Genomic DNA, 25158 nt, shown 5'->3' with positions numbered 1-25158 from the left:
CGATTACCCCAAGTGGTTAGAGTGATTTTGGTTCAAGAAACAATCACGAAAGGGTACAGCAACCAGATGCTTTTGAGAATCTATTTGCTGAAAAGAGATAAAACGAATCCTTTTGTTTGGAACAGGGTCATACCCCGATCCACCCCAAGGATGACAACGGCAAATACGTTTAGTAGCCAACCACACACCACGCACAGCACCATGTGTATGGACTGCTTCCAATGAATATTGAGAACATGTAGGGATATAACGACAACGCGGCCCAAGTAAAGGACTAATCGCAATTTGATAAAATCGAATTAACCAATGCAGTAACCGGACCATTGGCCATCTCTACTTTTGCAGGGAGGGAGCTATTTTTTGATGCTTTTTGGCAAGACGTTGTAATTTTTGCCAAGCAAATTGTAATTGCTGGTGCAACTCTGCATTAGGCACTGTTTCTATCCCCATTTTAGGCATAACCACAATATCTAAAGTTAATTGCTGTTGATGCAAGCGAAAACTTTCGCGAGCCAAACGTTTTACTCTATTTCTTTCGTGTGCACGACGCACTTTCTTTTTAGCAACAACAATACCCAAACGACTTTGAGGTTGTTCGGTCAGTTTTGCTAGAAATAAGAAATGGGGCTGATGCACTTTAAAAAGCGCACCATCGAAGACACTTTTATAATCGGCAGCACAGCGAATACGAACCTCTGTGCTGAAGCCATAAAGTGTAGTCATAACACCCAAAATCGTTTAAGCGTTAACTATTAATTAAACAGTTAAGCTGTGACGACCTTTTGCACGACGACGAGCTAATACTTGGCGACCAGCTTTAGTAGCCATACGAGCACGGAAACCATGAACGCGCTTACGCTTTAATTCAGATGGTTGGAATGTACGTTTCATATCGAAACTCCAAAAATGATCATTCAATGAAGGTTCGCGAGTTTAGTGTTCATTGCTTGAGCTGTCAATGGAAAACCGATTTTCTTGTGAAATTAAGCCTTTTTATTTGTAACAGCAGCTTGAGCTTGCTCTTTTCTCGATAACATTTAAACAACTGCACTTTTTTCTTATACACAACCTAGATTATTGTTTATTAAAGTGATATAAGTTACCAACAAGATTACCCACATAATTATCCACAAGTCTTTAAATTCACTTGCTGTGCATGTTTTTAAATTTAAATTCATTTTGGATCTCTAGTTATCCCCAGAAAACAAGTCTCTTATAAATAAATTCAAATTTATAAATTTAAATTTATTACTATTAGGGTGGCCTTTTTCTGTGGAAATGACACTTTTTTGATTATAAAACAATAAAATATGGTGTGGATAAGATTGTTTTTATAAAATTAATAGTTTGTGGATAACTTTGTGCTATATTCTATCCACAGTTTGCGGATAAACTTATCCACACCAGTATTTGAATTTAAATTTATTTTCATAAGCAGGCTTTTTGAGCAATATCTGCAGAATTTTCCATGACAGATGTGGATAACTTGGTTAGAATGGCGACCCGCTTCGGTGGGTACATAGTGTTTTTATTAATTATTGATGGAATGAATAGGGGTTTCACATGCTTTGGACGGACTGCTTAACTCGCTTGCGACAAGAGCTCTCTGGGAATGTCTTTACAATGTGGATACGCCCTTTAGTTGCAGAAGAGTTAAATGACACACTACGTCTTTATGCTCCCAATCCCTATTGGACACGTTACATTCAAGAACATCACCTAGAATTGATTACAATTTTAGTGGAGCAGCTCTCTGAAGGGCGTGTACGTAAAGTTGAAATTTTAGTCGATTCACGCCCGGGTGCAATTTTATCTGCGAGTGAGCAACCTGCAACGACGACTGCAGCTTTAGAGTCTGCTCCAGCACCTGTTGTGCGTCCGAAAAAAGAAAAAGAAGAAGGGAATTCTAAAAACAGCCGTAAACGTCAGTTAAATCCTTTATTTTCCTTCTCACTTTTTGTGGAAGGTCGTTCAAACCAAATGGCTGCTGAAACGTGTCGTAAGGTTTTAACTCAGTTAGGTGCTTCTCAGCACAATCCCTTATTTTTATATGGCCCGACTGGTTTAGGTAAAACACACTTAATGCAAGCAGTGGGCAATGCCTTGTTGCAAGCCAAACCGAATGCACGTGTCATGTATATGACGGCAGAAAGCTTTGTTCAAGATTTTGTTAGTTCTTTACAACAAGGCAAAGTGGAAGAATTTAAAAAAAATTGCCGATCTTTAGATCTATTGTTGGTCGATGATATTCATTTGTTGGCGGGTAAAGAGGCGAGTTTAGTAGAGTTTTTCTATACTTTTAACGCACTTTTAGATGAATCTAAGCAAATTATTCTGACTTCAGATCGCTATCCAAAAGAATTAACGGAATTAGATCCACGTTTGGTTTCACGCTTTTCTTGGGGCTTGTCGGTTGGGGTTGAGCCACCAGATATTGAAACCCGTATTGAAATTTTGCTGAAAAAAGCAGAAAGCAATGATGTGGAATTACCACGAAACTGTGCGTTATTTATTGCGCAACAAGTGGTTGCAAACGTACGTGAATTGGAAGGTGCGCTGAATAAAGTGGTGGCCATTTCACGCTTTAAGGGTACAGCTATTGATTTGGATGTTGTGCGTGAGTCATTAAAAGACGTCTTGGCCATTCGTGCACGAACCATCAGTACTGAAAATATTCAACGTGTGGTGAGTGAGTACTTTAGAATTCCACTCAAAGAGTTGGTTGGGCCTAAACGGACCCGTATTTATGCTCGTCCACGCCAATTGGCAATGGGCTTGGCACGTGAGTTAACGGGAGACAGTTTCCCTGAAATTGGTATGGCCTTTGGCGGTCGAGATCACAGTACCGTCATGCATGCTTGTGAAAAAGTTTTAAGTCTGCGCGATGAAGATCCGATCTTCAATGAGGACTATAAAAACTTGCAACGCTTGCTGCAAAGTTAAGCAAAATTGCTCAAATTCTATTCTTGCAATGCGGCATGTTCTGCCGCATAGTACACTGCTAAAAACACATTTATTTATTATTTTATCTTCAGTTTTTCGAGGAATGTATCGTGCGTTTAAAAATCGCGAAAGAAAGCTTACTTAATGTTCTATCACATGTCGTAGGAGCGGTTGAACGTCGCCATACTTTAAACATTCTTTCAAATGTTAAAGTGCAAGTGAGCCAAGCGTCGTTGACGATTACAGGTTCGGACTTAGAGGTCGAATTGGTTGCAAGTACCACGCTTGCGGAAGGGGCGTGTTTACAAGCGGGTGAAACGACCGTTCCTGCACGTAAGCTGATGGATATTTGCAAATCTTTACCGACTGCAGCACTGATAGACCTACAAATTACTGAAGATCAACGTTGTATCTTAAAGTCCGGTAATAGCCGTTTTGTGTTGGGGACTTTACCCGCTGAAGATTACCCGTTATTGACCACAGAGAACACGCAAGGCACGCAAGTTGCAGTGACACAGCGCGAATTAAAGCGCCTATTTGAAAAAACTGCATTTGCTATGGCAGTGCAGGATGTGCGTTTTTATCTCACGGGAACCTTACTTGAAATTGATAATAATCAACTGCGTGCAGTGACCACAGACGGCCACCGTTTAGCTCTGTGTGAAACTGTTGCTAGCTCAAATGCCACTCAATTGATTCAAGCGATTGTTCCACGTAAAGCGGTGGGTGAACTACAGCGTTTATTGAGCATTGAAGATGAACAATTGGCGTTGTTAATCGGTCGTGAACTATTGAATGTGACCATTTCTATTGCCAGCCGTGACAAAGAACAAGGGGATACCACTGTTCGTTTCACCACGAAACTGATTGACGGTAAGTTCCCTGATTATCGCCGTGTGATTCCACGTGGTGGGGATAAAAATGTCTTAATTGCACATGATGTCTTTAAGCAATCTTTACAACGTGTTTCGATTTTAAGTAATGAAAAACTACGTGGTGTGTTCTTAAACTTTGCCGCAGACACTTTGCAGCTACGTGCCAATAACCCAGAGCAAGACGAAGCCGTAGAGGATTTGGCGATTCAATATAATAATGCGCCAATGGAAATGTCTTTTAATGCCCAATACATCTTGGAAGTCTTAGGCGCATTGGATGGTGATGATGTGTCAATGACGATGACTGAAGCAAATCAATCGGTTCTGGTGCAAGATCCAGCCCATCAAGATCAGACCTATGTGGTCATGCCAATGCGTGTTTAAGCCCTAGGTTCAGGCATGCAAATCACGCGTTTAAACATCGAACGTGTTCGAAATCTCAGAACGGTTGCTCTCCATGGATTGCAACCGTTTAATGTTTTTTATGGACAAAATGGTTCAGGTAAAACCTCAATTTTAGAAGCCATTCATCTGTTGGCGACTGGGCGTTCCTTTCGGACCCATATTCCGAAATACTATATTCAAACCGACACCCAAGACGCGATTGTCTTTGCCCAATCCAGTTCTGAAAAAATAGGGATGCAAAAGCTGTTGTCTGGTGAACAGCTCATTAAGGTCAATGGCGACAACATTGCCACTCAAGGTCAGTTGGCTAAAATTCTTCCTTTGCAACTGATTGATCCGCAAAGTACCGATATTATTGATCATGGTGCCAAGCCTAGACGGCAACTATTAGATTGGCTGATGTTCCACGTGGAACCTGAGTTTTATCATGCATGGCAATATTATTCACGGGCATTAAAACAGCGTAATAGTTTACTAAAAACACGACGGAATCTAAGTCTGGCAGATTTGGAGCCGTGGAACAAAATGCTTGGTGATTATGGGGAAATGCTGCATTCGCAGCGCGTCAGCATTGTGGAGCAGTGGAAGGGCTTTTTTGAGCAAGATTTAAAACACCTGCTGCCAGATATCGAGGTTCAGTTAGAATATAGCCCTGGCTTTCATACCGAGTTAGGGTTACTGAATGACCTGCAAAGTCATCATCAAAAAGACCTTGAACGGCGCTATACCGAGTATGGTCCACACAAGGCAGATTTGCGTTTAAAAACAAGCCTTGGCGATGCCGATGTCGTGCTGTCACGTGGACAAAAAAAGCTGTTAATCATAGCCTTAAAACTGTCACAGATTGCAATGCTACATGCTTGTAATAAGGAAACTGTGGTATTATTAGATGATCTGACAGCAGAATTAGATTTAACAGCACAACAACGTTTAATTGAGCGATTGAGCCAACTGGGTAGTCAAGTTTTTATTACCACTTTAGAGTATGAATCAGTCAAAAATCACTTACATGATTTATCTATTTCTTATCAATTATTCTGTGTTGAAAACGGTCAAGTTCAAGTTGTCGCACAATGATTTTAGATTTTACCCATCACGGGATAGACCTATTTTTCGCTAGGGAGAAACCATGAGTTCAGAAGATCAACAAGCTGCTTCTCAAACGGAACAAACCACAGAAAAAGCTTATGATTCCTCTAGTATCAAAGTATTACGTGGATTGGACGCAGTACGTAAACGTCCGGGTATGTATATTGGTGATACGGATGATGGTTCAGGCTTACACCATATGGTGTTTGAGGTGGTGGATAATGCGATCGATGAGGCGCTTGCAGGTCACTGTGATGAAATTTTGGTGACGATTCACGAAGATGAATCTGTAAGTGTATCGGACAATGGGCGCGGTATTCCGACCGATATTCACCCTGAAGAAGGGGTTTCTGCCGCAGAAGTGATTTTAACCATTCTGCATGCAGGTGGTAAGTTTGATGACAATAGCTACAAGGTTTCAGGTGGTCTACATGGTGTGGGCGTATCAGTTGTGAATGCCTTGTCACGTAAGTTGGAACTGACCATTCATCGTGCAGGTCATATTCATCAACAAGAATATAAACACGGTGATCCGGTTTACCCACTGACTGTTGTGGGGGATACGGATACCACAGGAACAACTGTCCGTTTTTGGCCAAGTGCTGAAACTTTTAGCCAAACCATTTTCAATGTCGATATTCTAGCGCGTCGTTTACGTGAATTGTCTTTCTTAAACGCGGGCGTGCGCATTGTTTTGCGTGACGAGCGTATTCATGCAGAACATGTGTTTGACTACGAAGGTGGTCTGTCTGAGTTTGTGAAATATATTAACCAAGGCAAAACCCATCTGAACGACATTTTCCATTTCACCGTACAGGCTGAAAATGGCATTGGTGTTGAAGTGGCGTTGCAGTGGAATGATACCTATCAAGAAAATGTACGTTGCTTTACCAACAACATTCCACAAAAAGATGGTGGAACGCATTTAGCGGGTTTCCGTGCGGCATTAACGCGTGGTCTAAACAGCTACATGGAAAACGAAAACTTACTCAAAAAAGAGAAAGTAGCGGTTTCTGGTGATGATGCACGTGAAGGTTTAACTGCGATTGTTTCAGTGAAAGTGCCTGATCCGAAGTTCTCTTCTCAGACCAAAGAAAAGTTGGTTTCCAGTGAAGTGAAACCTGCGGTTGAGCAGGCAATGAATAAATCATTCTCTGAATATTTGCTTGAAAACCCGCAAGCTGCAAAATCAATTGCAGGCAAAATCATTGATGCGGCACGTGCTCGTGATGCAGCACGTAAAGCGCGTGAAATGACGCGTCGTAAAAGTGCGTTAGACATTGCAGGCTTACCAGGTAAGCTCGCGGATTGCCAAGAAAAAGATCCAGCATTGTCTGAATTGTATCTGGTCGAGGGTGACTCTGCGGGCGGTTCAGCTAAACAAGGCCGTAACCGTAAGATGCAAGCGATTTTACCGTTGAAAGGTAAAATCCTAAACGTGGAGCGTGCGCGTTTTGACAAGATGATTTCGTCTCAAGAAGTCGGCACCCTGATCACGGCATTGGGTTGTGGTATTGGTCGTGAAGAGTACAATCCGGACAAATTACGTTATCACAAAATCATCATCATGACCGATGCTGACGTGGATGGTTCGCACATTCGTACCCTATTGTTGACCTTCTTCTTCCGTCAAATGCCTGAGTTGGTGGAGCGTGGTTATATTTATATTGCTCAGCCACCGCTGTATAAGCTGAAAAAAGGCAAGCAAGAGCAGTATCTGAAAGATAATGATGCGCTTGAAACCTATTTAATTTCAAACGCGATTGATGAGCTTGAATTGCACATCAGCGATGCTGCACCTGCAATCCGTGGTGAAGCCTTGGCGAATGTGATTGCGGACTATCAAACGTCTCAGAAGAGCTTACAGCGTTTAACTGTACGTTATCCTGCCAGTGTCTTAGATGCGTTGATTTCGGTTGAAGGCTTTAAGCTTGATCAAAACCATGACCGAGCTTATGTCGAGCAATGGGCTGAACAAGTGCGCAGTGCTGTGGCAGAGATTCAACCGAGCTTGCGTCCTGAGTTAAGCTTAGAAACGTTTGAAAAAGAACTGGCAGATGGTCAAAAGATCGAGACTTACTTACCTCGTATCACCATTTATGTACACAATCTGCCGCACAGCTACTTATTAGATGCAGGTTTATTGGGTTCTGGTGAATATGCCCGTTTGTTGAAAAACTCCAAGAGTTGGTTCACGTTGTTGGAAGATGGCGCATACCTACAAAAAGGTGATCGCAAGATTGCAGTTACTAACTTCCATCAGGTATGGCAGCATATTTTATCTGACTCCCGTCGTGGCATGATGATTCAACGCTATAAAGGATTGGGTGAGATGAATGCGGACCAGCTTTGGGAAACCACCATGGATCCTGAAAACCGCAACATGTTGCAAGTTACCATTCAGGATGCGATTGAAGCCGATAGAATGTTCTCTTGTTTGATGGGTGACGATGTGGAACCACGTCGTGCATTCATTGAAGAAAATGCATTGAATGCGGATATTGATGCCTAAGCGCTTTACAAAATAAGCCAAAAAAGCACCCTACGGGGTGCTTTTTTTTACAGCATTTTTTATGATTTTGAATAAAATATAAGCAGTGCACACTGTTATTAAACTGACTTATAGCGATGTCATGATGTGAGTATCAAGTCTTTTGCACAGTGCAAAATGTGAGGTCATTATGATGGATAATCAACTAGAACAAGTACGCGACATTTGGGTGAATGCTTTTTTTACAGGTAATTATGAAGTTTTAGCTCAATATGAAGATGAGCATTTTAAAGTGGTCTATGAACAAGCTGATCGTGTAGAGAGTAACTATACGCGCTATGAAAAGATCGCGCATGCAGTGAAAAATGGCGTTTGGAAACCTCAAAAACCCGACGTCGAATTTGAAGAATTTGAGTTTAATCGTGACCAAACACGCTGTCAGGTCTTGATCGGTTTGGTTGAAAATCGCCAACAAATCCAAGAAACATGGGGCTTTGATCAGGGATGGAAAATACAAGAATTACGGTTTTTAAAGGCGCAAAGAGCTGTATTAAATTAAGGAAAAAGAGCGCAAAAAAGAGAATGGATTTGCCTAAAACAACTGGATAAATAAACAGCATTAGCCTGTGGATAAATAAAAATAGCACTTTATATCAGTTGCTAAAATACGTATAATTTTATCCACAGTTGTTCTAGGTGTGGTCTTTAAATTTAAAACCATACGTTATTTTTAAATTTAAATCGGATCTTTTAAATTTATTCCCTCTTTTTAAATTCAAAACTTGTTGTCTTGAAAGGTGCATGTCTGCACATGATGGAGATTCACTGTCTGTTGTGAAGGCTATATTTGGCTTTAAGTTGTGAAATTCACGGAAATAGGGCTGTATATAGTTGAATATTCAATTAATTAAGCTAAATTAAACAATCTTATTTTTTGCTTTTTAAGAATATCTAAACAATAAAAATCAATCAATTTATCGCTTTATTTATTAAGAAATAATTTTAATTTCAATCACTTATGATTTCTTAAAATGCTCAGACTATATTGGGTGCATTTCCTATTAAGTTATATGCATAGACCGAAGAGGCACGTTTTTCGAGATCGATTGATGTTGCAGCAAAGTAAATCAATCAAAATGGTTAAGACATAAAAATGCCCGCCATGCATAAACAGAGCGGGCAGGGTGTATGAGGAAAGATTATTCGTTTTCGAATGAGCTTTCGAGCTCCTCAAGCTCCATCATCAGCTCTAGCATTTGTTCTTCAGCTTCACTGACTTGGTTTTTAAGTTCGGTTTGCTCATTCATCAGTTTCATGAGTTCATCTTTGCGTGCAGCGTCATATAGGCCAGCATCACCGAGTAAACTTTCAATGTCGAGTAAACGTGGCTGGTGTTTTGCCAGCAGGCTTTCACATTTTTCGATATTTTTACGAATCGGGCGCGTTTGTTCACGGCGCTGTGCAGCTAATTTACGCTGCGCTTCTTTATCAACTTTAGAAACGATGGTTTTTTGAGTGCTGACTTTAGACACGATCGGCGCTACGATTCCGCCTTGTTTAATCATTTCTAGGCGCGCTTGGCGTAACCAGTTGGCATAATCGTGTAGATCACCTTCAAATTCGGTCGATTTTCCAGCATGGACTAAAATGAGGTCATCACACACGCTGGCAATCAGTTGGCGTTCATGCGAAACCAAGACCACAGCACCTTCATAGTCTTGTAAAGCCATGGTCAGGGCATGGCGCATATCTAAGTCTAAATGGTTGGTCGGTTCATCTAGAATCAAGACATTGGGACGTAACCACACGATTAAAGCCAGTGCCAAACGTGCACGTTCGCCACCAGAGAAACTCTCGCAAGGGGTATCCATCCGTTCGCCACTAAAGCCGAAACTGCCTAAAAAGGCACGTAAGGTCGCTTCACTGATTTTTTTATCCGCAATGCGTGCCAATTGCAGCATTGGGCTGGCCGACTCATCCAGTGAATCCATTTGATGCTGCGCAAAATAGCCAATATTTAGCAGTTCTGAGGCTTTACGTTGTCCTGCCAATAAAGGTAAATCACCGACCAAAGATTTGATTAAAGTCGATTTACCTGCACCATTCATCCCCAATAAGCCAATCCGGCTCGTCGGGGTGATTTGTATGTTGATATTGGTGGCAATCAGTTTTTCACCATAACCAATATCAGCCTGTTCTAGAGTCAGCAGTGGTGAACTCATTTTAGTGGGTTCACGGAAGCTAAAGGTAAAAGGGGTATCGACATGTGCAGGCGCAAGCAGCTGCATCCGTTCCAATTGTTTAATTCGGCTTTGTGCCTGACGTGCTTTAGTGGCTTGGGCTTTAAAACGGTCAATATATTTTTGAATATGTGCCCGTGTTTCGAGCTGCTTTTCATAGGCTTGTTGTTGTTGTGCTAAGCGTTCTGCACGAGTGGTTTCAAAGGTAGAATAGTTACCGCTATAGAGGGTGAGTTCTTGATTTTCGATATGCAAAATACGGTTGGTAATCGCATCTAAGAAATCGCGGTCATGCGAAATTAAAATTAGGGTGCCCGTATAGGCATTTAACCAATCTTCTAACCATAAAATAGCATCGAGATCTAAGTGGTTGGTTGGTTCATCCAGTAATAATAGATCCGAACGGCTCATCAAAGTACGCGCTAAGTTTAAACGCATTCGCCATCCACCAGAGAAACTCGAAACTAAGAGTTGGTTTTGATGTTCCATAAAACCCAGACCCGCCATAAGCTGAGCGGCTTTAGCGGGTGCGGAATAACCGTTAATTTCGTCGAATCGGCCATGTAAATCAGCCAGTTCAGTGTCAGTTAACTGTTCAGGATGGTTGAGCTGTTGTTGAATGTTCCAATATTCTTCATCACCGGTCAGGACGAAATCAATTGCAGCCATATCTAAGGCTTTTACTTCCTGTGCCATGTGCGCCACCGTCCATACGGCAGGGCGGCTTAGGGTGCCATCATCAGGACCGATTGAGCCTAAGAGCGCAGCAAACAGGGTTGATTTTCCAGCACCGTTGACACCGGTGAGACCAACTTTCCAACCCGGATGGATTTGCATGGAGGCTTTTTGAAATAACACTCGTCCACCACGGCGCAATGAAACTTGATCAAGCTGAATCATGGAACTATCAAATATCAGAAAAAGGTGCGCCTATTCTAATGGATGCGTCAGCAAAAGACTAAACATTCAAAATTTATCTGAACTGAAATCTCTAAGCGTTTCTTTATAAGGGGAGGATGAAACCATTTGACCTTTGGTCGGAAAGCCAAAAGTTGACCTTTTTTGACCTATATTGAGGAATAGCACACAGATATATTTCCCCAGTAAAACAAAAAATATGAAGGGATAATAATGAAAAGAAAAGGATTTTTTATTTTATCGACGCTAGCACTGTGCGGCTTCTCAAGTATGGTGCAGGCGAAGCAGCAGGTGTGTGTCTTCGACCTATTGGGTAAAGCAGGGGAATCTTATAAATTCTTAGAAGAATGGGCTTTGGTCAGTAAAAAATGGGGTGCACAGGTACAGTTGATTTCATTTCAGGACGAAGACTTAGCCGATAAAGCTTTTCAAAATGATAAATGCGATGCGGTGTATATGACCTCGATGCGCGCACGCACCTATAACAAGTTCGCAGGTTCGATTGATGCCTTAGGCGGAGTACCAAGCAATAAAATTGCACAAAAGGCGGTGGAATATGTACTCGATCCCAGAAATACCAAGCGCATGACTACTACGCTGCAAGGGGACAGTTATGAAGTGGCAGGCATTGGCTTGATTGGTTCAGCCTATATTTTTGTAAAGGACCGAAGTCTGAATAGCATTGAAAAAGCACAAGGTAAAAAATTTGCCATTCTGCATTATGACCGGGCACAACGGGTGATGGTAGAGCGAGTGGGCGCTGTACCTGTGATGTCGGATATTTCCAACTTTATAAAAAAGTTTAATACAGGCGAAGTCGATGTGGTTGCTGCACCTGCATATGCCTATAAACCCTTAGAAATTGAAAAAGGTCTAGGCTCTAAAGGGGCTATGCTTAACTTTCCCGTGGTCAATGTCACTGCAGATTTAATTGTCAGACCCGAGCGTTTTCCTGCTCAATTTGGCGAGCAATCACGGCAATGGTTTTTGCAAAAAATTCCGCAATCCTTTGCTATGGTCCAGCGACTTGAAGCTGCGATTCCCAGTAAAATCAAAATGCAGCTCAGCAAAGAAGACAAAGAAAAATATCAGCGTTTGCTACGGGAAGGGCGCATTGATTTAACCAAACAAGGGGTCTATGACCCAGGCATGATGCGCGTGTTAAAAAAAGCCCGTTGTACGGTTGAACGCACCAATTTTGAATGTTCATTGGGCGGTGAATAAGGCGAAAATCTGTATTTCTTTGTAATATTAAGCATCATTCATGTAAAAAGGATGATGCAGAGTTTTTATTTTAATATGATGAATTTAAAATGCTTTTAATAATCCTGTGAAAATAAAAATGAGAGAAAAGAAAAAATTTGCCCAATTGACAGTAATTTTTGAGTAAATGCTCTATTTTTTTAATTTTAACTTGCTTAATATTTTGCATGTGTATGGACACCTGTCAAACAACAAAACGAACAAGGACACAAGAATGAAAAAATTAACCCTCGCACTCGCTGCTTTTTCTGCTTTGGGTGTAGCGTCGACAGCACAAGCGGCTAAAGTGGACATCTGTGTATTTGACTTGCTTGGCAAATCTGGTGAGTCGTATCAAATGGCGCAAGAATGGGCTTTGGCGGCAAAGGGCTGGGGAGCTGAAATTAATTTGATCCCTCGTCAAGATGAAGCCGTTGCTGACAATGACTTTAAAGCAGGTAAGTGTGATGGCGTGTTTATGACCGCTATGCGTGCACGCCAGTACAATAAATTTGTCGGTTCTATTGATGCATTGGGCGGCGCTCCAAGCAATGCTATTGCACAACGTGCGATTACTTTTGCATTGGATCAGCGTAATGCGACCAAAATGGTGACCAATCTTGGGGGTAAAAAATATGAAGTGGCAGGGATTGCACCTTTAGGTTCAGCTTTTATTTTTGTACGAGATAAAAGTATTAATTCCATTGAAAAAGCGGCGGGTAAAAAGTTTGCAGTCTTGGGCTATGACGATGCCCAAAAAATCATGGTGCAACGCGTCGGTGCGCAAGCGGTGATTTCCGATGTGTCTAACTTTGTGGCGAAGTTTAATAATGGTCAAGTTGATATGGTCGGGGCACCGGCTTATGCTTATAAACCTTTAGAAATTTATAAAGGTTTAGGCACGAACGGCGCAATGTTTAACTTCCCTGTACTACAAGTGACAGCTGACTTTGTGATTCGCCCAGATCAATTTCCCGCAGGCTTTGGACAAAAATCGCGAGATTGGTTTGTGAAAAACCTACCGAAAAGCATCGCAATGATTGGTCGTTTAGAAGCAGGCATTCCTGCAAAATACAAAATGAACCTCACAGCAGAAGACAAAACCAAATATCAAAAAATGCTGCGCGATGGTCGGATGGATATGACCAAACGAGGCATTTATGATCCAGCAATGATGTCGGTCTTGAAAAAAGCCCGTTGCTCGGTGGATAAAGCCAACTTTGAATGCTCACTGGGCGGTGAGTAATTTGCCGAGTGTAATCAAAGAAAGCTCAGTTTAAATTGGGCTTTCTTTTTTGCTTTTAATCGACCAATTTAAATGGATTTGACGCAGCTAATTTGTATAGCGCGTAAGAAATGAGTGGTTTTGAACCAATTGAAGTGTCAGTCGGGGCATTAAAAATAACAAAGAGCACAAGTGAATGGCTCATCACAACAAACAACAATAAGTCAAAAGGAAGATATATGAAACAGTGGATGAAAAGCCTCAGTGTCGGGACATTAGTCATTTCTGCAACAGCGATGGCACAGGCCAAACAAATGGTTTGTGTATTCGACTTAGTCGGTAAAAATGGTGATGTATATAGCTTGATGAAAGATTATCAGTTGGCGGCTAAAAACTGGGGCGCGGATATTGAACTGCGGGTCGGACAAAACGAAGCCGTGATTGCTGAGGATTTTAAAGCAGGAAAATGCGATGCCATTAGTGTTACGGGCATGCGCGGGCGTCAATTTAATTCGTTTACAGGTTCACTTGACGCGATTGGTGCGATTCCCGATCTCAATTTAGCGGTTAAAGTGATGCAAGGCTTGGCCAGCCCAACTTTTGCTAAACATATGGTCAATGGTAAGTATGAAGTGGCAGGTGTGATTCCTGTGGGGGACGCCTTTTTATTGGTGAATGACCGTAGCATCAATACTGTAGCGAAAGCCGCAGGCAAGAAAATTGCGGTTTTAGACTATGATCAAGCGCAAAAAGTCATGGTTCAACAAATTGGTGCGCAAGCTGTGAGTGCCGATGTCACTAACTTTGGTGCAAAGTTCAATAATGGTCAAGTCGACATTATTGGTGCGCCTGCTGCGGTTTTTAAGCCCTTAGAGTTACATAAAGGCTTGGGAACGAAAGGGGCAATTGTGAATTATCCGATTTTACAGGTCACAGGTAATATCATTATTCGACCAGATAAATTCCCTGCAGGTTATGGACAAAAATCACGGGAATGGGTCAAAGGCCAGCTACCGCGTGCATTCGGTATCTTGGGTAAAATGAAAGCTGAAATTCCGCAAAAATATTGGATGCAGGTGCCAGCTGCAGATCAACCGGGTTATCAAAAGATGATGCGGGAAGCACGAATTGATCTCACCAACCGCGGTATTTACGATAAGCGAATGATGAAACTGTTATGGCAATTCCGTTGTAAGCAAGCGGCGAAAAACTTTGAATGTGGACTACAGGATGAAAATTACAAACAATCTTGAGGAAATTAGTCTGATTTGACTTTAAATATTCAAATAGGGACCATATATTGAGTATGCTATACTCGAAATATGGTCTTTTTGATTTGAAAGACAGCTGAACCGAACTGAGGAATCTAAGATGAATGCCCAAGCACTTGAACTAAGCGACAATGCCGCAAATAAAGTACGTCAATTACGTGACAGTGAAGGGAATCAAGATTTAATGCTCCGTGTGTATGTCACGGGCGGTGGTTGTTCAGGTTTTTCTTATGGTTTTAACTTTGCTGAAAACCAAAATGAAGACGACGCAGAATTTATCAATGGTGATGTGAAAATGTTGGTTGACTCATTGAGTTATCAATATTTGGTCGGTTCAGTGGTGGATTATATTGAAGGTTTGGAAGGTTCACGTTTCATCGTGCAAAACCCAAATGCAACGACGACCTGTGGTTGTGGTTCATCTTTCTCGATCTAAACCTGATCTGATTAAAAAAGCCCTCATGATGAGGGCTTTTTTATGTGCAATCATTCGCTTTCAATCGAGTTTAATCGCATCCAGTAAGTCAAAAATAATCGTGGTGACATCTTGGCTTAAGTCACGGTTATTAAAAACTTCATAGGCAGTAATGGTGACATCGGTGTCACTCGGTAACAGTTTCTGTTCTTCTTCAATCAAGTCATTGATTGGTAAAAGCGTCTGTTTCACTTCCAGATGTAAAACATCCTTAAACTCTAAATTTTCATCTTCAAGTTCTAACAGCTGCTCGTTAAAATAGGGCAATAGAATAGAATGGAGATAAGGTTGAATCTCAACAATATCAAAGATTTCGATATCACGAGTTTCTTCAATCGTACTGATGTGGTCATTTACTTCGATTAAGATATGGTAGTAACTCACATTCGTCTCCAAAGCTTCTAGTGGATATTCAATTATTTACAATAACACGAACCCGAGTCAAGATGTGCTGTGATTGTATTTCATACACATATTAAAATTAGGGGATTTTTTTAGTAATTCATCATTTCAACGGGCATTAAACAATGCAATATCGGCACTTTGTAAACGGAAATGCTGCATATCTTGCTCTTCTAGCATTGGGTACATCAGGGCTTTCGGATCATTATGATGTTTCATTCCGAGGGCATGGCCAAATTCATGCGCTAAAGTCAGACGTAAGTCTTCTTTGGACTTAAACTCATAAATATGAATTTCACGCCCATTGAACAGTCCTTTATCAAATAGACGGGGTTGGAAGCGTTGGTTGAACTGGTCGATGGCCCGATTATGGCCTTGATCTAAGCGGTTCAGTTCATCTACCTTTTGATTGTAGGCATTCACTTGCAGGTTAAAGCTGGCAATTTGTTGGTCTAAAACGTGTTGCTGTTGGCGCAGCTGCGCCAAACTCTGTTGTACAGCCGCCTGCTGCGAAGCAGGGACTCCGCCGTGCTGGTTATACTGACGGATCATGGCATTATACTTTTGGCTAAGTTCCTGTAGACTCTGTTTTTGCACATCTAAAGCCCCTGAGTGACGTGCCAGATTTTGTTGCATGGCTTTGAGTTCAGTATTTTTTTGACTCAGCCCTTGTTCATTTTGTGTCAGTTTAGACAGTTGATCGCGGCGTTGTACCGACTTATCTTGACGTTGGTCATAAATGAGTCGAATACTGAGCCGAGCATTGGGGTCATAGACAAAGTAGTCTTGGCCCAAACCCTGTTTCCAAATGTCCGTGGCTTGCTGGCTAATCTGCTTTAACTCATGTTCACTAAGAGCAAAACGTGGATCGACTTCCGCAATACGATAGCGAATACGCTGATCGAATGGATGAGTGAGCCGATCCAGCAGTGGATTGAGGCGCAGCTGAGGCTGTTGCATATTTTGATACAGAATCAATCCTAAAAAGCCCAGCAAAGCAAACAAGAGACTTTGACGCATATTTCATTCATATATCTTTATTTTTAGCTACTTTAGCGTAAATAATACCTTTACAACATAAAAAATGCGTCTTCTCTGTGGGCTTAAATTATTCCCAGTGCTGTCAGACTTTGTTTGACCAGTTGCTCACGCTCGCTGGCTGAAATCCCTGTTTTCATATGCATATTCAAAGCAAAATACACTTTTTCACCTGTTGCTGTTTCGACCCAGCCTGTCCACCAGCCCACTTGCGGTTCTAGGTCCATGCCCCAACCAGATTTGGCGTAGAGTTTATAATTCGGTTTTTGTTCAATCAGCAGCATGTCTTGTACTGCATGTTGTACATCGGGTTTAAAAGCGAGTTGTGTATTGGCCAGCTTCTCTACAAAAAGGATTTCTTGAACAGGCGTAATTTGCAGTGGACCGACTAACCAAAAATTATCGACAACGGTGCCAATCTGTTGATTGCCATATCCAATGCGCTGCACTTCTTTTTGCATTAGGTCTAGACCAATGCGCCGTGCAAGCTCCTGATAAACGGGAACGGCAGATGCTTGCATGGCTTGCCCTAAAGTCATGTCTTTTTCCCAAGTAGGAAAACTACGCTTTTGACCATCCCATTTAAATACCTCGGTGCTGGTTGCTTTACCATGTTCTAGTCCGATTAAGGCATTTAACATTTTAAAGGTAGAGGCAGGTACATAGGGTGTCTGAGCACGGCTCAAGTCATTGCCGTAGCTGTGTAAACCGTGCTTATCCTTAATGACAATCACCCCAGTGGTTTGGAGTTGATTGAAGGCTTGTTGGATCTGCTGCTGCGCGCTTTGTTGCTGGTGATTTTTAGCTGTTTCTACTGAGGGGCTTATTGTGGTACATGCAGAACCGAAGGTTGTAATGAGGGCGATGAGTCCAAATTGTAAAGTTTTCATTGAAGGCTAAGATCTAAATTTTTTATCAGCCTAATGTAAAAGTGGAATGTGAAACAACAATATTTAGGTAATAAAAAACCGCGCTTTCGCGCGGTTTTTTATTAAAGAGACAAATTATTTTTTGTCATCTTTTACTTCAGTGAACTCAGCATCTACAACGCCATCGTCCGCTTTCTGTTGTTGACCAGCGTCACCGCCAAATGCATTCGGGTCGAAACCTTCAGCACCGCCTTGACCTTGCGCAGCTTCATAAGCGCGTTGCGTGATCGGCATGATGATGTTTTGAAGTGCTTCAGTTTTCGCTTTGATGTCTTCTACATCATTTTCTTTAGTCGAAGTTTCAAGCTCAGCGACTGCAGTTTCAACAGCAGTTTTTTCGTCAGCAGTTACTTGTTCGCCTAGATCTTTCACTGCTTTTTGAGCAGAAGATACCAATGCATCCGCTTCGTTACGTGCTTTCGCAAGTTCTTCAAACTTACGGTCTTCTTCAGCATTCGCTTCAGCATCTTTGATCATTGCTTCGATTTCAGCATCAGACAAACCGGAGTTTGCTTTAATCTGGATTGATTGCTCTTTACCCGTGCTCTTATCTTTAGCCGATACTTTTAAGATACCGTCAGCGTTAATGTCGAACGATACTTCAATTTGTGGCACACCACGTGGCGCAGGTGGAATGTCGCCCAATTGGAAGTTACCCAACAATTTGTTTTGCTGTGCCATTTTACGTTCACCTTGGAACACAGAAATGTCTACAGCAGGTTGGTTGTCCGCAGCAGTTGAGAACACTTGAGATTTCTTCGCAGGAATCGTGGTGTTTTTCTCAATAATTGCTGTTAACACGCCACCCATGGTTTCGATACCAAGTGTCAACGGAGTAACGTCAAGAAGAAGTACGTCAGTTTTGTCACCAGACAATACCGCACCTTGAATCGCAGCACCCATTGCTACCGCTTCGTCAGGGTTCACGTCTTTACGTGGTTCACGACCGAAGAACTCTTGTACTTTTTGTTGTACAAGAGGCATACGAGACTGACCACCCACCAAGATCACATCAGAAATCTCAGACGTTGAAAGACCTGCATCTTTAAGTGCAATACGGCAAGGTTCGATTGTACGTTCAACCAAATCAGCCACTAAACCTTCAAGTTTTGCACGTGTTACGTTGATCACTAAGTGTTTAGGACCAGTCGCATCAGCCGTGATGTACGGAAGGTTAATTTCAGTTGCATTTGACGAAGAAAGCTCAATTTTTGCTTTCTCAGCTGCTTCTTTCAAACGTTGTAATGCAAGTGGATCTTGTTTCAAGTTGAAGTTTTGTTCTTTCTTGAACTCTTCAACCAAGAACTCGATTAAAGCATTATCGAAGTCTTCACCGCCAAGGAAGGTATCACCGTTAGTCGACAATACTTCAATTTGTTGGTCGCCATCTAAGTCAGCGATTTCAATGATAGATACGTCAAAAGTACCACCACCTAAGTCATAAACTGCGATTTTACGGTCGCCTTCTTTTTTGTCCATACCGAACGCAAGTGCCGCAGCCGTTGGTTCGTTGATGATACGTTTAACTTCTAAACCTGCGATTTTACCCGCATCTTTAGTTGCTTGACGCTGTGCATCGTTAAAGTAAGCAGGAACCGTAATCACAGCTTCAGTTACTGTTTCACCTAAGTAATCTTCTGCAGTTTTCTTCATCTTTTTCAAGATTTCAGCAGAGATTTGTTGTGGTGCAAGTTTCTTGTCGTTTACATCAACCCAAGCATCACCATTGTCTGCTTTGATGATTTTGTAAGGGACAAGACCGATGTCCTTTTGAACCGCTTGGTCTTGATACTTACGACCGATCAAACGTTTGATCGCGAATAATGTGTTTTTAGGGTTAGTCACTGCTTGACGTTTTGCAGACTGACCCACCAAGATTTCGCCATCTTTATACGCAATAATCGATGGTGTTGTACGTGCACCTTCAGCGTTGTCGATCACTTTAACTTTGTCGCCTTCAAGTACAGCGACACAAGAGTTTGTTGTACCTAAGTCAATACCAATGATTTTAGCCATTTGGATGATTCCTCAAAAATTTTTGCAATGTTTTTGCTTGTTATTCGATATGAGAGCCGTTCAATTTTTTTCAAGTGATAATCACGAAAAAATTTTACAAACTCTCGAATTTATAGGGCTTATGCACCAACCATGACCATTGCTGGACGGAGCAAACGACCATTTAAGGTATAACCTTTTTGCAATACCGTTCCGATCTCGTTGGCTTTTGCATTTGGATCAATCCCGACTGCTTGATGCAAATCCGCATTGAAACCACTTGCTGTATCAACTGCGACCACACCAAATTTTTCCAGTGCAGTCAGTAACGATTTCAACGTCAGTTCCACACCTTCAAACATTGGTGTTTTTTCTTCACCCGATGCGCTAAGGGCACGTTCTAAATTATCCACTGAGTCAAGTAACTCTTTTGCGAATTTTTCGAGAACGGTGTCTTTATGCTTATCTGATTCACGTTGAATACGCTCTACACTTTTTTGTGCTTCGTATACAGCATTTGCAGTGCGTGCTTTTTCAAGCTTTAAGCTTTCTTCAAGATTGGTAATTTGAGCTTGTAAATCCTCAACTGAAACTTCAGCTTGCTCCGTTTCAGCTTGAGTTTGCGCTGTTTGTGAATCCGCTTGCTCTTGCCCTAGATCTTGAGCTTCTTGATTGTGCTCAGTCGCCATTGATTTACTCCGTTTAAATGGGTTCTTAAACATGTACAGTCCTTCAGGCATCAGTGTTAACTGGGTTAATCTGAACTGCCATGCGTTATTGAATTCAGGATTACTACAAAAGGTCGGGGCAACAGCCAAAAATTCAAGCGGCTTCAGTGATTAATTCATGTTTTTTTGGTAAAAAATTGCTGAAATCAGGCTTTCTTGGTGCTTATTCTGTCCGAAGGTCCATTTCCAATTTGGTTTTAGTTTTTTTATGTTGAAAAAGGCTAATCGTTACATTGAATTATTTTAATTAAATTTATCTGTTTTACTAATTTTTCAATTGTCTACATAATGAATTTATGAGCGGTGATCATACTTTGTGGAGAGAGCAAAGTAGGGTGACTGCGACCTATTTGGATAGCTTGGGGAAACCCTCCTAATTTAGAGATTTAGGTTTTTGAATAGTACGTCTCCCAAAAGTACTTTATTCAGTGCAAAGGTATAATGCTGTCAGGATGCTTCGAGCTTTGCGCTCAAAATTCGATTTTTAAGGCTGTGGTTTCTTTATTTTTGTATGCTTTTTCGAGCTTAATCCACCTTGGGTTAAGCTTTTTTTGCTTCAAATTTAAAAATAACATTATTTAATCGTGTATCAGCATACAGGAGTTCTGCAATGCTGAAGAGTTGATGGGCTAAGCATAGAGTTCCTATTTATGCTGCTCACCGAAGAGAGAAATAATGAAGAATCAGCACATTAACTTGAGCTGCTGTGGAGATGTAGCGCTAAGGTGATATTTGTGCCCAATTAATAAAAAATTGCACAAGTTGTACTCGAGTCTGCAAAAACTACAACTCAGCACGTGTGTAAAAGTTTTCGGATTTGACAAAGATAGGCAGGGCAAAGTTTGGCTTTGCTATTTTTGTATGACGTAAAAGGAAATGGAAGAATGTTAAATAAGAAAACTGCATTATTGTCTCTAGCGCTTTTAGGTTCAGCATTTGCGATTGTGGGCTGTAGCTCAAATGAAACCAGTACAGCGCCTGAGTCCGCTCAAGTGACTACTGCACCAGATGCAACAGCAACCGTTGAGGGAAGTGCTGGAGTCGAGGTTCAAGCAGATCCTGCGGCTCAGATTGAACCGATCCAATCTACACCTGCGACAACACAACAATAAAGCTTAAAAGAGAACTTCTCTTACATTCGCTTTGTTAAAGACCTTCACAGGATGCCGTGAAGGTCTTTTTTAGGGAGTAAATAACTCAAGCTGTTCAGCCGTCTTATTTCATCAGTCTGATGTGTGATGACGATTTTATCGCTCTTGACGTGAGTTATCCCAACCTCTGTTTTGATTGTGGCGTTGATCATCGGGACGTTGCTTACGATCGTTATTGGATTGTTTGCGTCGATCTTCAGTTCGTTGACGCTCTTGCTCACGACGTTGGCGTTCGGCATTTTGTCGTTGCTGACGCTCAGCATCATAACGTTTACGTTCTTGGTTTAATCGCTCTTGATCACGCTTTTTCTGTTGCCAGTCTTGATGACGTTGATTGGCGATCCGTTTGCGCTCAGCTTCAATACGTTGCCGTTCTTGTTCGCGGTTTTGGCGTTCCCATTCAGCATGTCTTTGGCGGTTTCGGTCTGCCTCGCGACGTTCACGTTCAATGCGGTTTTGTCGTTGTTGGTATTCCCAACGTTGGCGGTCTCGTTCACGTTCATAGCGATCATGCTGGTCGTAGCGTCGATCGTCATAATCATAGCGGTGGTCATAGCGTCCGTCATAATAGCCATCCTCAGGAAAAGCCACACAACCAACAAACAAGGTGCTGATGAGTGAGAGGAATATTATTTTTTTAGTCATGGCAGGTCTCCTTCATAAAAACGGAGTAGCAAAACACTCCTAAATCGGCATAAAAATTGTCAATGACAAGCTCTTAAAAGAAGATTAGCGTATAGGGCGTATTGCTATGTATCTTGATGTGAAGACTTATATAAGAGAATGGTCACATAAGTGCTGATCATGTAGAGAATATGAAGAACGATAAAAGGATATTATTGATATGGGCGTGTTGAATCAAACTTTACAACAATGGATGGAACAAGGCCAAGGCAGTGCGGCACGAGTAATTGATCGCTTACCGACAGTAGTACAAGAAGGCTTGGTTAAAGCGCTGGGTTATCCTTACCAGTTTGAACAACTGGACCCCTTTATCAAATGCTTAATGGCAGCTCAATATAAGCAAGGCAAATCAGGCTTTATTTTTGAAGACTACCACCGTTCGCGTAAATTGTTTGATCATCAAATTCAAATGTTGACCGCCAAACCCAGCGCGGTAAAACAAGTGGAAGATTTACGTCTACCTTTACAAAGTGGAACTGTGTTTGCACGGCATTATCATCCTGCACCGAATAAGAAACTTCCGATGCTGGTGTTTTATCATGGCGGCGGCTTTGTGGTCGGCAGTCTCGACAGTCATGATGAAGTCTGTCGCTTACTGGCGATCCATGCCAAAGTGCAAGTGCTCAGTATTGATTATCCTTTGGCGCCAGAAGTTGGCCCGAATGTATTGATTCAATCCTGTGAAGATGCTTTGGCTTGGGTGTATCAAAACCGTCGTCAGTTCAAAATTTTGAAAAACCGAATTGCGGTGGCAGGCGATAGTGCAGGTGGTAATATCAGTGCCGTGGTGGCACAGAGAACTGCGGCAAAAGCTTATGCACCAAGTGCACAACTGTTAATTTACCCTGTGGTCGATTTCAAAAGTCGCCATCCATCGTTCTTTGCTTATAAAGAAGGACTGACTTTAACTGGACAAGATGTCGATAGAGTGACCTCGTTGTATGCTGAACAACATCAGGTAGCTTTAGATAATCCTATTGTTTCGCCGACTTATGGTGTATTAAAAAGTGTCGCACCCACTTTTGTCATCACCGCAGGTCATGATTTATTGCATGATGAAGGTGAAATTTATGCCATCAAATTAAAGCAGCAGGGCAATAAGGTTTATTATCAGAATTATCTAGATCAACCCCATGGGTTTGTGAACCTCACCATCATTTCTCGTCGGGCAAAAAAAATCACCATAGAAATGGCAAAGAATTTTAGAAAATTTTGGGATAAGAATGCCAAATAAAAAAAAGTATGAATTAAAAAAAGAGTGTTTCACGTGGAACATTCTTTTTTTATTTAGAGCGGATTTTGGCTTCTGGAAAAACGAGCTGAAAACTCGGGACATAAAAACTTTGTAGAGCCTTGGCTTGGCCAAAGTCTGGGAAGAGGGTGGTATGGTTTTGCCATTCAAATTTTTTCAGTTTCATTAGCTTTGCGCGAAACTGTGGAGAAAACTCATAACGTTGACCTTGCCACGCTTGCTGTATTTTGAGCATAGAACGTGGAATGTGATGACTATTAATATAAAACGGACGTGCTTTTTTACATTGGGTGAGTGTTAAACACAAGGTTTGGTTTTGAGTGCTGAGTTGACATTGTGTTGTTTCATTCTGCGTATGCCAATCAAACTGAGCGAACTCTTTCGGAATTCCCCAAAGTTGTTGACCATGTTCAACTGAAATCTGTGTAGACACATAAATTTTAGGAATTGAACTTAAACGCCGTTTGCTCAGTAAAGGGTGGTCGAGTAAAAGTAGTTCATCATAAGGTCCAACAGGGGATTGATGATAACAAACCAACATGACTTGAACCACACGACCAATTGGGGACGGGGCGATACGAAACGCTTTATATTGTCGGATAAATTGCGGACTGATCCAATAATTCAAAATAAAGGCTTCACCTTGTAAATGCCAAGGTGGAAATTGACTCAATTGAGACAGGGCTAAAGCTTCATTCATCGTTATTCTCGTTTTCTTAGAAGAAGTAGTGTTTTATTTATACTGAACGATTAATATACCGAAATCTAATAACATCTGAATGCTGTGAGTAACGAAATGTTAAAGAAGAGTTTAGTTGCAGTGGCGGCTACATGTATGAGTATGGCGGTCATGTCAAATAACACGATTGTTGAAATGAAAACATCAATGGGCAACATCGAAATTGAACTGTTTAATGATAAAGCACCAATCTCAGCAAAAAACTTTGAAGACTATACGAAAGCTAAGTTTTATAACGGCACGATCTTTCATCGCGTCATTCCGGGTTTTATGGTGCAAGGTGGGGGTATGACTGCTGACCTGGTAGAAAAACCAACACGACCAGCCATTCAAAATGAATCAAATAATGGTCTATCGAATAAACGTGGCACTTTGGCGATGGCACGAACCAACCTACCGCATTCTGCAACCAGTCAGTTCTTTATTAATGTGGTGGATAATATCTTTCTAGATAGAAGTACCAATAACGCAGGTTATGCGGTTTTTGGTCAGGTCACTAAAGGTATGGATGTGGTGGATAAGATTACTAAAGTACCGACAGGACGTGCAGGGCCACATCAAGATGTACCAAAACAACCTATTAAAATTCTCAGTGTGAATATTAAAGCAGCAGCAGTGCAAAAGTAATGAAAAAAGAAAGCAGATATATTAAATTTATATTTCTGCTTTAAAATTATTGAGTTAAGTTCATGGTTGTTTGTTTTTGAACCTTTTTAGTGCATAAAAATACAACACCCGATAAAACAACCAGTTAAAAGCACTTGCAAAGCTTTAGAAATCCTCTAGAATGCACCCCATACCGACGAGATAGACGGAAACGAACGAAGCACGAAGTGTTGAGTTGTTGAGTATATTGAGTCCAGCTTCTAGCACTGACGAGGTGTTAGAAAGATCATTAAGAGATTATGAAGAACAACTTGTGTGGATTTTTACTGATTGATCGATCGAAAATATTTCATTGATTGATGGTAGAAATTACTCGAAGTTTATTTGAGAAATATTTGTCAGAAAATTGATGAGCCAAGATTTGTAGCCATAAGCTACTAATGATTTTAACTGAAGAGTT

At 41.5% G+C, this 25158-nt stretch carries 23 protein-coding genes; 12 read left to right on the top strand and 11 right to left on the bottom strand.

Features of this window, described 5'->3' with window-relative positions:
- Window positions 1–3: 3 nt before the first annotated feature.
- Genes yidD through rpmH form a run of 3 tightly spaced genes read right to left on the bottom strand, consistent with a single transcriptional unit; the run spans window position 4 to window position 891 of the window.
- Entirely contained in the window at window positions 4–324 is a 321-nt protein-coding gene (yidD, locus tag AXW61_RS00130) for a membrane protein insertion efficiency factor YidD (protein WP_004977726.1), read from the bottom strand.
- A gap of 9 nt (window positions 325–333) precedes the next feature.
- The gene (rnpA, locus tag AXW61_RS00125) at window positions 334–723 is read right to left on the bottom strand and encodes a ribonuclease P protein component (protein ID WP_039890852.1); all 390 of its coding nucleotides are present in this window, start codon (window positions 721–723) and stop codon (window positions 334–336) included.
- Between the two features lie 33 nt (window positions 724–756).
- A complete protein-coding gene (gene rpmH, locus AXW61_RS00120) occupies window positions 757–891 on the bottom strand; it encodes a 50S ribosomal protein L34 (protein WP_000831329.1) in 135 nt (44 codons plus the stop codon).
- Window positions 892–1563: 672 nt separating this feature from the next.
- Between rpmH and dnaA the strand changes: the two genes are divergently transcribed.
- The 5 genes from dnaA to AXW61_RS00095 all read left to right on the top strand — a co-directional run bounded on the left by dnaA (window position 1564) and on the right by AXW61_RS00095 (window position 8362).
- Window positions 1564–2943, top strand: coding sequence for a chromosomal replication initiator protein DnaA (gene dnaA, locus AXW61_RS00115; RefSeq protein ID WP_004697428.1), 1380 nt, complete (start codon window positions 1564–1566; stop codon window positions 2941–2943).
- A gap of 110 nt (window positions 2944–3053) precedes the next feature.
- On the top strand, window positions 3054–4202 hold the full coding sequence (dnaN, locus tag AXW61_RS00110; RefSeq protein WP_004977721.1) for a DNA polymerase III subunit beta: 1149 nt from the start codon (window positions 3054–3056) through the stop codon (window positions 4200–4202).
- Between the two features lie 15 nt (window positions 4203–4217).
- Window positions 4218–5300, top strand: coding sequence for a DNA replication/repair protein RecF (recF, locus tag AXW61_RS00105; protein ID WP_062031152.1), 1083 nt, complete (start codon window positions 4218–4220; stop codon window positions 5298–5300).
- 52 nt (window positions 5301–5352) lie between these two features.
- Window positions 5353–7824, top strand: coding sequence for a DNA topoisomerase (ATP-hydrolyzing) subunit B (gene gyrB, locus AXW61_RS00100; protein WP_004697421.1), 2472 nt, complete (start codon window positions 5353–5355; stop codon window positions 7822–7824).
- A gap of 169 nt (window positions 7825–7993) precedes the next feature.
- Window positions 7994–8362: a hypothetical protein gene (locus AXW61_RS00095; RefSeq protein WP_081408239.1), complete on the top strand. Its 369-nt coding sequence runs from the start codon at window positions 7994–7996 to the stop codon at window positions 8360–8362.
- A gap of 640 nt (window positions 8363–9002) precedes the next feature.
- Here the strand turns inward: AXW61_RS00095 and AXW61_RS00090 are convergent.
- Window positions 9003–10943, bottom strand: coding sequence for an ATP-binding cassette domain-containing protein (locus tag AXW61_RS00090; protein WP_058870656.1), 1941 nt, complete (start codon window positions 10941–10943; stop codon window positions 9003–9005).
- A gap of 231 nt (window positions 10944–11174) precedes the next feature.
- Between AXW61_RS00090 and AXW61_RS00085 the strand changes: the two genes are divergently transcribed.
- The 4 genes from AXW61_RS00085 (at window position 11175) to erpA (ending at window position 15135) form a co-directional block, all read left to right on the top strand.
- Entirely contained in the window at window positions 11175–12185 is a 1011-nt protein-coding gene (locus AXW61_RS00085; RefSeq protein ID WP_062031149.1) for a putative solute-binding protein, read from the top strand.
- A 253-nt stretch (window positions 12186–12438) separates the two neighbouring features.
- Window positions 12439–13449, top strand: coding sequence for a putative solute-binding protein (locus tag AXW61_RS00080; RefSeq protein ID WP_058951454.1), 1011 nt, complete (start codon window positions 12439–12441; stop codon window positions 13447–13449).
- A 218-nt stretch (window positions 13450–13667) separates the two neighbouring features.
- Entirely contained in the window at window positions 13668–14681 is a 1014-nt protein-coding gene (locus tag AXW61_RS00075; protein ID WP_004697411.1) for a putative solute-binding protein, read from the top strand.
- A 118-nt stretch (window positions 14682–14799) separates the two neighbouring features.
- Window positions 14800–15135 (top strand): iron-sulfur cluster insertion protein ErpA, encoded by a 336-nt coding sequence (erpA, locus tag AXW61_RS00070; RefSeq protein WP_004697409.1) that lies wholly within the window; start codon window positions 14800–14802, stop codon window positions 15133–15135.
- A 60-nt stretch (window positions 15136–15195) separates the two neighbouring features.
- On the opposite strand, the gene AXW61_RS00065 is transcribed toward erpA, so the two are convergent.
- From AXW61_RS00065 to grpE, 5 genes are all read right to left on the bottom strand, one after another.
- Window positions 15196–15570: a hypothetical protein gene (locus tag AXW61_RS00065; RefSeq protein WP_005401765.1), complete on the bottom strand. Its 375-nt coding sequence runs from the start codon at window positions 15568–15570 to the stop codon at window positions 15196–15198.
- 114 nt (window positions 15571–15684) lie between these two features.
- Window positions 15685–16596, bottom strand: coding sequence for a matrixin family metalloprotease (locus AXW61_RS00060; RefSeq protein ID WP_062031146.1), 912 nt, complete (start codon window positions 16594–16596; stop codon window positions 15685–15687).
- Window positions 16597–16679: 83 nt separating this feature from the next.
- Window positions 16680–17504: an OXA-211 family carbapenem-hydrolyzing class D beta-lactamase gene (gene blaOXA / locus AXW61_RS00055; protein ID WP_062031144.1), complete on the bottom strand. Its 825-nt coding sequence runs from the start codon at window positions 17502–17504 to the stop codon at window positions 16680–16682.
- Between the two features lie 114 nt (window positions 17505–17618).
- Window positions 17619–19559, bottom strand: coding sequence for a molecular chaperone DnaK (dnaK, locus tag AXW61_RS00050; RefSeq protein WP_062031141.1), 1941 nt, complete (start codon window positions 19557–19559; stop codon window positions 17619–17621).
- Window positions 19560–19678: 119 nt separating this feature from the next.
- Entirely contained in the window at window positions 19679–20227 is a 549-nt protein-coding gene (grpE, locus tag AXW61_RS00045) for a nucleotide exchange factor GrpE (RefSeq protein ID WP_004977697.1), read from the bottom strand.
- Between the two features lie 923 nt (window positions 20228–21150).
- Here grpE and AXW61_RS00040 point away from each other — a divergent pair.
- Window positions 21151–21378, top strand: coding sequence for a hypothetical protein (locus AXW61_RS00040; protein ID WP_004697397.1), 228 nt, complete (start codon window positions 21151–21153; stop codon window positions 21376–21378).
- 135 nt (window positions 21379–21513) lie between these two features.
- Here the strand turns inward: AXW61_RS00040 and AXW61_RS00035 are convergent, their stop codons facing one another.
- Complete coding sequence (locus AXW61_RS00035) at window positions 21514–22062, bottom strand: hypothetical protein (RefSeq protein WP_062031138.1); 549 nt, start codon at window positions 22060–22062, stop codon at window positions 21514–21516.
- 199 nt (window positions 22063–22261) lie between these two features.
- On the opposite strand from AXW61_RS00035, the gene AXW61_RS00030 reads away from it, so the two are divergent.
- Window positions 22262–23335 carry an alpha/beta hydrolase gene (locus AXW61_RS00030; RefSeq protein WP_062031135.1) on the top strand — a complete coding sequence of 358 codons (1074 nt, stop codon included), beginning with the start codon at window positions 22262–22264 and terminating at the stop codon, window positions 23333–23335.
- A gap of 49 nt (window positions 23336–23384) precedes the next feature.
- On the opposite strand, the gene AXW61_RS00025 is transcribed toward AXW61_RS00030, so the two are convergent.
- Window positions 23385–24053, bottom strand: a complete 669-nt coding sequence (locus AXW61_RS00025) for an acetoacetate decarboxylase family protein (RefSeq protein WP_062031132.1) — start codon at window positions 24051–24053, stop codon at window positions 23385–23387.
- Between the two features lie 96 nt (window positions 24054–24149).
- On the opposite strand from AXW61_RS00025, the gene AXW61_RS00020 reads away from it, so the two are divergent.
- The gene (locus tag AXW61_RS00020; protein WP_062031129.1) at window positions 24150–24719 is read left to right on the top strand and encodes a peptidylprolyl isomerase; all 570 of its coding nucleotides are present in this window, start codon (window positions 24150–24152) and stop codon (window positions 24717–24719) included.
- The last annotated feature ends 439 nt before the right edge of the window (window positions 24720–25158 follow it).

The sequence above is a fragment of the Acinetobacter sp. BMW17 genome, from assembly GCF_001592855.1.
In the GTDB taxonomy this organism is placed as follows: domain Bacteria; phylum Pseudomonadota; class Gammaproteobacteria; order Pseudomonadales; family Moraxellaceae; genus Acinetobacter; species Acinetobacter johnsonii.
This window is presented reverse-complemented; position numbering and strand designations above follow the sequence as displayed.